At 36.6% G+C, this 11,696-nt stretch carries 12 protein-coding genes and 3 tRNA genes; all 15 read right to left on the bottom strand.

Annotated features, from left to right (window positions below; translation table 11 throughout):
- Nucleotides 1–10: 10 nt before the first annotated feature.
- The 15 genes from JML65_RS21590 to lepB all read right to left on the bottom strand — a co-directional run bounded on the left by JML65_RS21590 (nt 11) and on the right by lepB (nt 11,573).
- Nucleotides 11–84, bottom strand: a tRNA-Asp gene (locus tag JML65_RS21590).
- A 32-nt stretch (nt 85–116) separates the two neighbouring features.
- Nucleotides 117–190, bottom strand: a tRNA-Asp gene (locus JML65_RS21585).
- A gap of 34 nt (nt 191–224) precedes the next feature.
- Nucleotides 225–298, bottom strand: a tRNA-Asp gene (locus tag JML65_RS21580).
- 127 nt (nt 299–425) lie between these two features.
- On the bottom strand, nt 426–743 hold the full coding sequence (gene trxA / locus JML65_RS21575) for a thioredoxin (protein ID WP_047099031.1): 318 nt from the start codon (nt 741–743) through the stop codon (nt 426–428).
- 85 nt (nt 744–828) lie between these two features.
- Nucleotides 829–2,004 (bottom strand): cysteine desulfurase family protein, encoded by a 1,176-nt coding sequence (locus JML65_RS21570; protein WP_202272105.1) that lies wholly within the window; start codon nt 2,002–2,004, stop codon nt 829–831.
- A gap of 2 nt (nt 2,005–2,006) precedes the next feature.
- Nucleotides 2,007–2,474, bottom strand: coding sequence for a hypothetical protein (locus tag JML65_RS21565; protein ID WP_047486983.1), 468 nt, complete (start codon nt 2,472–2,474; stop codon nt 2,007–2,009).
- A 24-nt stretch (nt 2,475–2,498) separates the two neighbouring features.
- Nucleotides 2,499–3,086 (bottom strand): HAD-IB family hydrolase, encoded by a 588-nt coding sequence (locus tag JML65_RS21560; RefSeq protein ID WP_047486987.1) that lies wholly within the window; start codon nt 3,084–3,086, stop codon nt 2,499–2,501.
- Between the two features lie 4 nt (nt 3,087–3,090).
- The gene (locus JML65_RS21555) at nt 3,091–3,816 is read right to left on the bottom strand and encodes an SDR family NAD(P)-dependent oxidoreductase (RefSeq protein ID WP_047486989.1); all 726 of its coding nucleotides are present in this window, start codon (nt 3,814–3,816) and stop codon (nt 3,091–3,093) included.
- The gene (locus JML65_RS21550; protein WP_047486994.1) at nt 3,816–5,135 is read right to left on the bottom strand and encodes an FAD-dependent oxidoreductase; all 1,320 of its coding nucleotides are present in this window, start codon (nt 5,133–5,135) and stop codon (nt 3,816–3,818) included. Before JML65_RS21550 ends, JML65_RS21555 begins: the two co-directional genes overlap by 1 nt.
- Nucleotides 5,132–6,019, bottom strand: coding sequence for a decaprenyl-phosphate phosphoribosyltransferase (locus JML65_RS21545; protein WP_047486997.1), 888 nt, complete (start codon nt 6,017–6,019; stop codon nt 5,132–5,134). Before JML65_RS21545 ends, JML65_RS21550 begins: the two co-directional genes overlap by 4 nt.
- A gap of 107 nt (nt 6,020–6,126) precedes the next feature.
- Nucleotides 6,127–6,816: an OmpA family protein gene (locus JML65_RS21540; RefSeq protein WP_047487000.1), complete on the bottom strand. Its 690-nt coding sequence runs from the start codon at nt 6,814–6,816 to the stop codon at nt 6,127–6,129.
- 27 nt (nt 6,817–6,843) lie between these two features.
- On the bottom strand, nt 6,844–7,335 hold the full coding sequence (locus JML65_RS21535) for a lipocalin family protein (RefSeq protein WP_047487004.1): 492 nt from the start codon (nt 7,333–7,335) through the stop codon (nt 6,844–6,846).
- 125 nt (nt 7,336–7,460) lie between these two features.
- Nucleotides 7,461–9,143: a S8 family serine peptidase gene (locus JML65_RS21530; protein WP_047487198.1), complete on the bottom strand. Its 1,683-nt coding sequence runs from the start codon at nt 9,141–9,143 to the stop codon at nt 7,461–7,463.
- A gap of 99 nt (nt 9,144–9,242) precedes the next feature.
- Nucleotides 9,243–9,866 (bottom strand): WbqC family protein, encoded by a 624-nt coding sequence (locus tag JML65_RS21525; RefSeq protein ID WP_373866362.1) that lies wholly within the window; start codon nt 9,864–9,866, stop codon nt 9,243–9,245.
- Nucleotides 9,867–9,923: 57 nt separating this feature from the next.
- The gene (gene lepB, locus JML65_RS21520) at nt 9,924–11,573 is read right to left on the bottom strand and encodes a signal peptidase I (RefSeq protein ID WP_202272103.1); all 1,650 of its coding nucleotides are present in this window, start codon (nt 11,571–11,573) and stop codon (nt 9,924–9,926) included.
- Between the last annotated feature and the right edge of the window lie 123 nt (nt 11,574–11,696).

The raw sequence follows: 11,696 nt of genomic DNA, 5'->3' as shown, positions 1-11,696 counted from the left end.
AAAACTTCTGCGATCCGGACGGGATTCGAACCCGCGACCTCCGCCGTGACAGGGCGGCATTCTAACCAGCTGAACTACCGGATCAATTTTTTTAAAAGAAATTGATAAAACTTCTGCGATCCGGACGGGATTCGAACCCGCGACCTCCGCCGTGACAGGGCGGCATTCTAACCAGCTGAACTACCGGATCAATTTTTTTTTTAAAAGTAATTGATAAACTTTTGCGATCCGGACGGGATTCGAACCCGCGACCTCCGCCGTGACAGGGCGGCATTCTAACCAGCTGAACTACCGGATCATTTTTGTGTAAGAACGTCGTTTCTTTTTCGTGGTTGCAAAATTACACCTTTTTTTGTTAACTGCAAATTATTTTCAAAAAAATACCTTCCAATACTGGAAGGCATTCATTATCAAACTTATTTTTTTTATAAGTGTGCGCTTAATTTCTCAGCGATTACCTCTTTTGGAGTAACACCTACTAATTTGTCTACTACTTCACCGTTCTTAAAAATAAGAACTGTAGGGATATTTCTGATTCCATATTGCATTGAAATCTCCTGGTTGTTGTCTACATCCACTTTTCCTACTACTGCTTTTCCTTCAAAGTCTGATGCTACTTCTTCGATGATTGGTCCCAACGTTCTGCATGGTCCACACCATACTGCCCAGAAGTCTACTAATACTGGTTTATCAGATTTTAAAACCGTATCCTGAAATGAGCTGTCCGTAATTTCTAAAGCCATTTTGTTTCTTTTATTTTAATTAATATTATATTCTAGTTCAATTCTTCTATTGAATGTTCAAAATTACGATTTTTACATCATAAGACTATCTATGCTCAACATTAGTTTTTTCTATAGCGTAGTCACTTGAAATTTCCTTTAAGGCCATTACTAAAGCATCGATCTCTGCTTTTGTTGTCATATGGCTGAAAGAGATACGTAAAGGTGTACAATGATCCATTTCATCCTCAGAAAGCACCATCATCATTACCATTGATGGCTTGGATGCTCCGGAAGAGCACGCACTACCCTGAGAAATGGCAATTCCTTTCATATCCAGCTGAAGACCTATCAATGGATTTTTATAAGGCAATAATGCACTTAATACCGTGTAAAGGCTATTTTCTTTTTCAGCACTTCTTCCGTTGAATTTAATCCCTTCTATTTCTGATGAAAGTCTTTCTATAGCATAATCTTTTATTTCCTGCATATGGCTTGTATATTCTTCCATATGATTCAGAGAAAGCTCTAATGCTTTACCAAGGCCTACAATACCGCACACATTTTCTGTCCCCGCTCTAAGACTTCTTTCCTGAGGTCCTCCGGTAATGATTCCTTTTAGTCCTGTTGCTTTTCTGATAAAGGCAAAACCTGAACCTTTAGGTCCATGAAACTTATGGGCACTGCAGGAAGCAAAGTCTACCGGAATATCAGAAAGATCAAGGTTCATATGAGCCATGGTCTGTACCGTATCTGAATGGAACAGCGCATTATATTCTTTGCATAGCTGCGCCACCTTTTTAAGGTTGATGATATTTCCTATCTCGTTGTTGGCATGCATTAAGCTTACCAACGTTTTTTTATCTGAGGATTTTAATAATTCTTCTAATTTAGAAAGGTCAATATCTCCTTTCTCGTTGGGACGGATATAGTTTACTTCTACTCCTTTTCTGCTTTTCATATCCAGAATGCTTTCAGAAACACATTTGTGTTCCAAAGGAGAACTGATGATTCTTTCTACTCCAAGGTGTTCTACGCTGGATTTAATGATCATATTGTTTGATTCCGTTCCACATGACGTGAAAATGATCTCAGCAGGACTTACATGAAGATAGTCTGCAACCTGCCTTCTTACATTTTCAATAAGTATTTTTGCTTCCTGGCCAAAGCTGTGAGTGGAAGATGGATTTCCGAAATTCATCTTCATCGTACCAACCATTGCATCTATTACTTCTTCTGCAAGAGGAGTGGTTGCGGCATTATCTAAATATATTTTATCCATTATTATTTTGAATATTTTAATTCTACGGAGTTAAATTGGTAATCTGAAGGAACTGCAAAAACAAACCATGGGCTAGAAATCACCTGAATTTCCATTCCACCGGAAGGTTCTCCGGCAGGAACTTCTACATAAAGGATATTGTTGCTTACAGACACCGATTTAATCTCTGTAATTCTGTGACTTCCTGACCTGAAGCTTCCCAGGTTATAGAGAACAATTTTCTTATTTTTTGGAAATTTCGGGTAATTAATAGCGGATTCTTTTTCCATATCTGCAACACCCAAGCTTTCTTTGATGCTGTTCTGAAAATCTTTTTCGTCTTTAATTATTCTGAAACCAGCCTGGTCTGTGCCTCCCTGAGACTCAGAAACGAGAATTTCTACGCTTTTCTGCATACCTGAAGCCTTTTGGGATGGTGTATTTGCGCAGCTCACGAGCATTGCAGCACATACAGTTAACAGCCTTTTCATTTTTTACACTTTTATCATCCAAAATTAATGAAAAAATTGGTAATGTCCCTCATTTGCCCATTTCAACATTGGCCGATCTCCGGAAGTATCACCAAATGCAATAATTTTATCGTATCTGGAATCGTTTATTTCTTCTTTTATTCTTACCAGTTTTTCTTTTCCATTACAGTTTTTACCGATAAAATTTCCTGTGAAAACTCCGTTTTTAAACTCTGCCCGTGTAGAAACAAGCTGCATTTTCAATTCTTCAGCAAAAGGTTTTACCCAGATATCCAAAGAAGCTGTGACCAATAAACTCTGTATATTATTCCTATCGATATTTTTTATAAAGTCGAGGGCATTTTCCCTAACAATCTGAGGGTAATGGTGCTCAAAAAACTGCTTAGATTTCATCTCTATTTTTTCCTGGGTCTGTCCTTTCAGAATAGATCCTATAAAACTTTTTTTCACCTTTTCGGTTTCAGCAAGTTTCAGTTTCAGTAAAATAAAAAGAGGAACATGCTTTAAAAATTGTATTCTGTACTTTGTAGAATCGTAAAACTTGAGATACATAAACATAGTATCCTTATACGTCAAAGTTCCGTCAAAATCAAAACAATACAATTTTTTCATTTTTTTAAAGCTTTAATTTTTTAAATATAAATTCAGGGATATTCCTGATAATCATCATGATAATACTCCAAATCGGCAAAACATATGCCACGTTATTTTGCTTTTTGAATGCTTTATAAATACAGGCGGCAGCTTGCTTGGGGCTTGCTGTCAGCTTAGGATTTAAAGGCAGGCCTTCTGTCATTTTGGTAGCCATAAATCCGGGTTTTACTGTCAGGACATGTACTTTTTTATCAAAAAGGTAATTCCTCAGACCGCTTAAATAAGCTGTAAAAGCAGCTTTTGCACTTCCATAGATAAAATTACTCTGCCTTCCTCTGTCTCCGGCTACGGATGAAAGCCCGATAATGGTTCCCGATCTTCTGTTTTCAAATTTATGAGCAAAATAGTTCATTACAGGAATAAGCTTAGAATAATTGATCCCGATAATACGTTCTGTATTTTTGTTATCATAAAGCCCTTCTTCTGTTCCTTCCCCCAAATATCCCACAGCACAAAATAATACATTTGAATTGATATTATCAAATCTATTATAATCAATTTCTTTCATCAGATCCAATTCAACAACTTCAGACTGTTGCAGAAATTTGACATCTATATGTCTTGCAAATCTTTCTGTAGTTTCTTTATTTGAGGTAAAAAGATATATTTTTTCAAACTTTTCGCCTTCCTGAAGTGCTTTTTCCACAAAAGCCTGTGCCACCTCAGATGTACTTCCCAGAACTATCATTATGAGTTGTTATTTAAGATTCTTTTGTGCTGTAAAGACACAAATTTAGAGTTTCTAATATTTTTCAGGTAGTTGGTCAGTGATGATCTGCTCATACTGTCTTTGGTAAGGTAAATTCTTCCTCCAAACTCCTGAACGATGCTGTCCAGCTGATCTACCAGTTTTTTCAGTTTTGAATTCACTTTGAAATCCAGAGCCAGTGTATAGCCTTCTACAGGAAATGAATTATAAGCTTCCGGATTATTCTTTCCAAAAAGCTTTAATACAGCCAGAAATGACCCGTTGCCACTTTTAGCAATCGTTTCAAGGATTCTTTTCATCCCTTCTTTTCCTGCTTCCTTAGGAATAACCATCTGATACTGAATGAAGCCGGATTTTCCATAGATTTTATTCCAATCATTAATGGCATCTAACGGATAAAAAAACGTCTCATAATCAATAAAATTTTTGACCTCCTTCTTGGATTGTTTTTTATAATATAGCCAATTGAAAATTTTCACTGTCAGGGCATTCAATACAAATCCCGGAAAGTAAAAAGGAACGGTAGGCTGTAGTTTTTTCTTTAATCTGAGGGGTGTTTTCGCCAAATTCTGGGGAAGCTCATGCTGAAAAGCATGTTCTCCTCTCATGAGAATACTTCTGCCGATATTTTTCCCCTTTTGAAGACAGTCGATCCATGCTACCGTATACGTCCAGTTTTCACTTTCCTCAAACAGTCTGAAAATTTCATCCAGATTATCAGCTTTAATGCTTTCCTGACGGATGTAGGCGGATTCTATATTTTTAAGCTTAAATTTTGCAGTGAGAATAATTCCGGTAAGTCCCATTCCTCCAATCGTTGCCCAAAATTTCTCTGAATTCTCTTCTCTGGAACAGGTAATAATTTCTCCATTTTCAGTCATCAGTTTAAACTCTATGACATATTCTGAAAAACAACCTTCTGCATGGTGATTCTTACCATGAACATCGGAAGCGATGGCTCCTCCTACTGAAATAAATTTTGTTCCCGGTGTGACATAAAGGAAATATCCCTGTGGCACTGCTATTTCAAGTACATCTGAAAGCAATACCCCGGATTCGCATTCTATCACTCCGTTTAAACGGTCAAAACTGATGAATTTATTTAATTTTTTGGTAGAAAAAATGGTTTCCCCCAATGAAGCATCTCCATAGCATCTTCCATTACCTCTTGCGATAACCTCATTATGATCAAGAACAAACTTCTTTATTTTTTTGAAGCTGTCCTCAGATCTCATCTCTTTTTCTACTACCGGGAAATTTCCCCAGTTTGTAACCTTCTGTGTGAAATTCGGCTTCATTTCTTAAAGTAAATTTGAATTAAAAATGTAGCAACCCAAAGTAATAAGGTTACCTGTATATAACGGTCTCTATAGACAATTTTGGTTGGAGATTCTGTTCTGTTGTACACCAGTGTTTGCTGAAGATATCTCAAAAGGGCGAATACGACAAAAATAACCGTATAAAATACTCTTTCATGAAACCTTGCCTGCACTTCCGGTGAAAGGGTAAACATCAGGTAACATACAATGGCCAATGTAATGGAAATAGACAGTGCAATATCTGCAAACTGGACGTTATATCCATCCAACGCTTTTCTTGTCTTTCCGGAAACCTGAGCATTGATAAGCTCTCCTCTCCTCTTTCCGATCGCTAATACCAATGCCAGTACAAACGTCAATAAAATAGCCCATTGTGAAATACTGATTCCTGTAATATAACCACCGGCTAAAACCCGCAGTACAAATCCTATTGCAATAATAAAAATATCAATGATAGGAACATGTTTCAGTCTGAATGTATACGCAAGGTTCATCACCACATAAAAACTAATGATGGCTCCAAATTTCCATAAATGCTCATGAAAATAAAACTGCGCAAAGAATACAAGGGCGATATCTATAATCACCAGCCCTATAAGAATTCCTATAGCTTTTGATTTTGAGATCGCTCCACTTGCCAGCGGTCTTCTTCTCTTTTCAGGATGCTTTCTGTCTGCTTCAATATCATTATAATCATTCAGAATATAAACAACGCTGGCTGCTAATGAGAAAATAACAAAGGCAAAGATACTTTTAGAGAGCAGGTCTATATTGGTAATATTACCTGAGAAAAACAGAGGGACAAATACAAAAAGGTTTTTCACCCATTGCTCCACACGGAGCAGTTTAAGATATTTCTTCATTTATGTTGTTTCAAATACAAAAATAACAAATTCAAAATTGACAGCATAAAAATACAAAAAAAACCGCCGGGGCGGTCTTTTACGAAAATATTTATATGTTAAATTAATTATTGCCCTTGTTTGGCATCATTAATCATTTTTTCATTGGCAGTAATGGCAAATTCCACTCTTCTGTTTTTAGCTCTTCCTTCGTCAGTATCATTGCTGGCAACAGGCATATTTTTACCTTCACCTTTTGTGAACATTCTGCTGTTTGCAATTCCTTTTCCAGATAAATAAGCTTTTACAGCATCAGCTCTTCTTTGAGAAAGTGCCACGTTGTACGCATCTTTACCTACGCTGTCTGTATGTCCGTAGATATTGATGTTTGTATCCGGGTTATCCGCTAATACTTTAGCTAGTTTATCCAGGTTGGTTTGTGCTACAGAAGTAAGATTTGAAGAGTCGAAAGCAAAGTTTACGATACTTTCATTCATCGTTACTTTAATACCATCTCCTACTCTTTCAACCTGAGCTCCTGGTAAAGTTTCTTTAATATCTTTAGCCTGCTTATCCATTTTGTTACCGATAACGTTACCTGCAACTCCACCGATAATACCACCTAATACGGCACCAATCGCTCCATTTCCTCCTTTACCTACATTGTTACCTAAGATACCTCCCAATACAGCTCCTGATGCAACACCTACTGCTGTACCTCTCTGTTGATGGTTTGAATTCTGAACCGCTTCACAACTTGTCAATAACAAAGCTGATGATAAAAAAAGGGCTCCTACGTATGTTTTATTAAATTTCATTTTTTTTTGATCTTTTATGTTGATAAATTATTTCATTCCAGCTCTTTCGAAGTTGTAAACAACTTTTACATTTTCTCCGTCAAACGGAACATCCTGTTCAAGAGAAAACTGATCTGTAGTCTGGCTTACTAATGTCAGCGTATATCCAGCTGTATTTTGTTTTGCTTTAGTACCTGCAGCAATTTTTTTAAACATAAACGTGTTACCGTTTTTCACTTCAAACTTGATAGGTTGTGTCACAGCCGGGCAATTTCCACCACCGTTTAGGGTGTAAGCTCCCGTCCAGTTATTAGGAATCAGTCTCCAGTGACTTCCTACGAAACACTGAGCATCTGCTCCTTCATCGAAAGGCTTAATTTTATATCCTTTATCGTAATTTACGCTAACAATCTGCCAATCTCCTTTCATCTTAAGGAAATCTCCCTTTTGATTCTGAGCTGTAGCTGCTTTATTCACTGAGGAACAAGACACTGCAAAAATGGATGTTCCTAACATCCCTGCAAGTAGTAACTTTTTCATTTTGTTGTTTATTATTTTGTTAGTATAAAGTTACAAAAAACCGTGCCAAAATTGAAAATAAAAAATAAAAAAAGTCCGAAAATTTCGGACCTTTTATGGTTTAGCCTTAAATACAGGTAGATAAACTATTTTTTAACAGTCTTTTTTACGGATTTCGAAGGCTTAATTTTAGTTGAAGACTTACCGTTATAGAAGTTGGTGTAGGCATATTCTGCAGCTTTCTTCACATCAATAACACCTCCTGCCTGAGAATAATCAGCAAACCCGTTTTCTGTATTGGGATTACTACTTTTTACAAGTGCTTCAATAACCTGATAAGGTTTAAGGTCTGGCATATAAGCTAATAAAATAGCTGCAGCTCCCGCTACAACCGGTGAAGCCATAGAAGTTCCCTGAAGATACTTATATTCGTTTTTAGGAACGGTAGAATAGATTTCTTCTCCCGGAGCAAAAACATTGACCATTTTTTTATTATAGTTTGAGAAGCTTGCTCTCAATGCACTATTCTTATTGGTACTCGCTCCCACTACAAGAACATTGCTTACGAATGGTTTTTCATCAGCAACATTTTTAAAATTGGTAGGAAAAGCCAGGTGTTCTGCTACATCTTCATTTTCGTTACCGGCAGCTTTTACCAGGAGTACGCCTTTATCTTCAGCATATTTAAAGGCATCCCAAACTACATTTTTACCCGGAGAAACAGGTTTTCCAAAGCTCATATTTAAAACTTTAGCCCCATTATCTACAGCATATCTTATGGCATTGGCAACGTCTTTATCTCTTTCGTCTCCATTTGGAACGGTTCTTACAGACATGATCTTTGCTACTTTGGAAGCAACACCATACTGAATGACATTCCCCTGTGGAAGACCGGCAATAATTCCCGCTACGTGAGTTCCATGCTCTGCGTCAGGACCTTCATAATGGTTGTTACCATATTTTTTTTCTGAATAGTCATCATAGTTGTCTCCTACGATTTCTTTTCTTGTATCATAGCTAAGATCATATTGCTTGGATTGTGGAGCATAATAATCAATAGCTTCTTTCATCTGTTCTTTGATCAGCTTCTCAAATTCTGCAGAAGATTTCCCTTTGAATTCCGGGCTTTGAGACACCTGGCCTAAAACCTGAAATGCGATTGCATCTTTTTGTTCAGTAGGTGCTTTGATCGCTGAAATAGTTTCTGCTGTCACGGCTTTTCCACCCAGTAATTTAACCATATTCGGGACCAGCTCATTGATCATAGAATATGTCTGGAAATTCTGTTTTGCCTCTATGCTTTTTTTAGTGAAAAGCTCTTTAGCTTTCATATACATAGCAAAGTCTTCCGGCATCTTAGCCTGATTGGCTTTATTTTTTGTAGAATCATCCCCTTCAAAAAGCGGCTTATATTTGGCAACAACTCTTGTTACTTCCATATTGTCAATATCTACATCACCATTCTTGCCACCGATAAAGTTCCATCCGTGTACATCGTCAATATATCCGTTTCCGTCATCATCTTTCCCGTTACCAGGAACTTCATTAGGGTTTGACCATAGGTTTTTTACCAATCCCGGGTGATCAACCTGTACCCCACTGTCTAAAACCCCCACTACAACAGTTTTGGGTTTCAAACCTTTAGACTCTAAATATTGATAGGCGTTTGCCGTATTGACACCATATACTTTTGAAGTGGAAAAATCTTTATGATACCATGTCATCAGATCTTTATCTTCTTTCGGGTCGATGCTTTTAGCGCTAGACTCCTGTGCATAAGAGAAACTAAAACCTGCTAAAAAAACAGCAGCTAATAATACCTTTTTCATATGTTGATATTTATTTTTTTCTAAAATCATACAATCGTCATCTTCATTTAGCTTATTTGCCACGAAATTTCCTTAATAGGAATTCATATTAAATACAACTTAATACGATTGTTTAATGTTCTTTATATAGGTAAGAGATTCCGGTCCTTTGTTACAAATAAGATCCAGAATCGATAAATCTTCCAAAAACCCGAATTTATCTGAAAAGGTTTGGTAATATTCCTCCATTTCAAATTCAGAAGGATGTTTTGCCGAAAACTTTTCTCTGAAATTAATACTTTCAGGATTTTTGATATATTCTTCATTCAAAGAGTATGCCTTTTCTGTTTTAAGTATCTGTTGGATCACTTCTAACCCTTTAAGGTTAAAATCAAGAAGGAACTTTTCTTTCAGATCAAATATTTTCCTCAGTTTATCTTCATAGTATTCAAAATAGGGAGAACTTTGATATGCCGTTTTGATGGACTTCCAGTGAAGACTTCTAAAATCCTCCCTGTAGGAGATCTCCATATCTTTCATTTCTCTTTTCCCATTATGGTTCATTGGGATAATCAGTGAAAGTTTTCCATTAGCCCCATAAATATTGGCTCTGTTTCTATACGTTTGCTTTGGAAAATTTTCAAACTGTTCAAATACAATTTCATTTTCAGTGTTTAACAATACTGAAAACCATGACACCGGTGGCAGATAAAATACCGGCAATAAAACATTCTTCATATTCATAATGCAAAAATGAAGTATTTTTTCAAATACTTCATTCTATTTTAAGTTTAATTTTATTTATAACTCGTCTTCAGTTTTGTTCTTTCTGAATAATTTCACGAAATATTCCCAACCGAAGAATAATATTAAAATCATTGCTGCAATCCACCAGTACGAAGTTTTATTGGCTTCTCCTGTATTGGTTGCTTTAAACATTCTATCCCAACGAACCTTGAATGGCGCCTGATAGGTAGAGCTGCTGTCTGAGAAAGCTCCCTGAAGGCTCATCCATGTAAACATTGGTTTTCCAACAATATTTTCTTCCGGAACGAAACCAAAGAATCTTGCATCTAACGAAGCATCTCTGTTATCCCCTACCATCATATAATAATCCTGCTGAATAGTATATTGGTTGGTTTCCTTTCCGTTGATAAAGATCTTTCCGTTCTTTTTTTCTAAGCTGTTGTGCTCATATTCTGAAATGATCCATTGGAACATAGGAAGTGTTTCGTTGTTGATCGCTACGATATCTCCTTTTTTAGGAATTCTTACCGGTCCATACCAATCTGCATTCCAAGGTTTGTTGATTGGGAAAATAGACTGTGTAGTATCAATTTTTGTTTTAAGCTCATCCTTATAATATACTGCTGCTTCTCCTTTTGCAGAAACATCTTCCTTCATGTCAATTACCTGAGGAAGTTCTTTGATTTCTTTAGCCGTCTTATCGGTAAGACCCTGGAATGCGTAAAGATAGCCTCCGTTATTCTGCTGTAATTCCTGAACCGGCAAGAAACCGTATGCTTTGTATAAAGCTGGAATATCCAATTGGCTTCCTGTAGTGACAATATATCTGTGCTGTACTTCCTGGTCTCCTAGAACAACTTCAGGTTTTCCATTGACAAAAAGTCTTCCGGCTCTCATTTCGAAAGTATCACCAGCTGTAGCCACACATCTCTTTACATAAGGATCTTTTCTGTCTATTGCAGTATGCACAGAGTCACGAGGGTAGTTGAATACTACTACATCATTTTTTTGTGGCTTATTGAACTGCAGAATTCTAGTATAAGGTAATTTTACCCCATCTACGTATGATTTTGGATCATCTTTCGGATTCCCTTTCTCTCCTGTATCTGTAATGGTTCCCTGAAGGAAAGGTATTGCTAACGGACGCATTGGAAGTCTGTACCCATAGCTCCATTTATTTACGAAAAGGAAGTCTCCTACCAATAGTGTTCTTTCCATGGAACCTGTAGGAATCCCAAAAGGCTGGGTTACAAAAACGTGGATAATGGTTGCAAAAACCACGGCGAAAGTAATAGATCCCAAAAATGTATCTTTCTTCTTATCGCTTTTTTCTTCGTCTGTAAGAAACAGATCATTGGCATTTTCATCTTCAAGCTCTGTATCTTTAGAATAGTTCACCGTAGCCATATAGATAAACGGCAGGATCACTGTAAGGATCTGGTCCTTGAAAAGAGTTTTTCCGAACTTTTTCATTAAATAAAGATGAAAAACAGACATCATGATGGGTCCTACAATTGGCATATAAGACAGAATTGCCCACCATTTAGGATGTTTTGTTTCTTTAAGAATAATGAAATAATTATAGAAGGGTATAAATGCAAATAAGGGACTGTACCCCATTTTTTTAAACAGCTTCCATGTTGAAATTCCCATTAATATGGATAAAACGAGAACATATACTGTATAAGTTAAAAAATAATTCATAAAATTTTTTGCCTATTCTGATAATATAAATGATAAAATGATGAGTAATAAATGATCACAGCTTTTCCGCTATTTACAATTCACTATTCATCATTTCTGTTATTTGTCGCAATTTAAAGAATT

This window comes from Chryseobacterium sp. KMC2 (assembly GCF_016756935.1).
Classification (GTDB): Bacteria; Bacteroidota; Bacteroidia; order Flavobacteriales; family Weeksellaceae; genus Chryseobacterium; species Chryseobacterium rhizosphaerae.
This window is presented reverse-complemented; position numbering and strand designations above follow the sequence as displayed.

Coding starts and splice junctions, on each gene's coding strand:
- JML65_RS21540 (WP_047487000.1), bottom strand. CDS start 6,816: ATGAAATTTAATAAAACATACGTAGGAGCCCTTTTTTTATCATCAGCT.
- JML65_RS21550 (WP_047486994.1), bottom strand. CDS start 5,135: ATGAAGCCGAATTTCACACAGAAGGTTACAAACTGGGGAAATTTCCCG.
- JML65_RS21525 (WP_373866362.1), bottom strand. CDS start 9,866: ATGAATATGAAGAATGTTTTATTGCCGGTATTTTATCTGCCACCGGTG.
- JML65_RS21570 (WP_202272105.1), bottom strand. CDS start 2,004: ATGGATAAAATATATTTAGATAATGCCGCAACCACTCCTCTTGCAGAA.
- JML65_RS21530 (WP_047487198.1), bottom strand. CDS start 9,143: ATGAAAAAGGTATTATTAGCTGCTGTTTTTTTAGCAGGTTTTAGTTTC.
- JML65_RS21565 (WP_047486983.1), bottom strand. CDS start 2,474: ATGAAAAGGCTGTTAACTGTATGTGCTGCAATGCTCGTGAGCTGCGCA.
- JML65_RS21560 (WP_047486987.1), bottom strand. CDS start 3,086: ATGAAAAAATTGTATTGTTTTGATTTTGACGGAACTTTGACGTATAAG.
- JML65_RS21545 (WP_047486997.1), bottom strand. CDS start 6,019: ATGAAGAAATATCTTAAACTGCTCCGTGTGGAGCAATGGGTGAAAAAC.
- JML65_RS21555 (WP_047486989.1), bottom strand. CDS start 3,816: ATGATAGTTCTGGGAAGTACATCTGAGGTGGCACAGGCTTTTGTGGAA.
- JML65_RS21535 (WP_047487004.1), bottom strand. CDS start 7,335: ATGAAAAAGTTACTACTTGCAGGGATGTTAGGAACATCCATTTTTGCA.
- trxA (WP_047099031.1), bottom strand. CDS start 743: ATGGCTTTAGAAATTACGGACAGCTCATTTCAGGATACGGTTTTAAAA.
- lepB (WP_202272103.1), bottom strand. CDS start 11,573: ATGAATTATTTTTTAACTTATACAGTATATGTTCTCGTTTTATCCATA.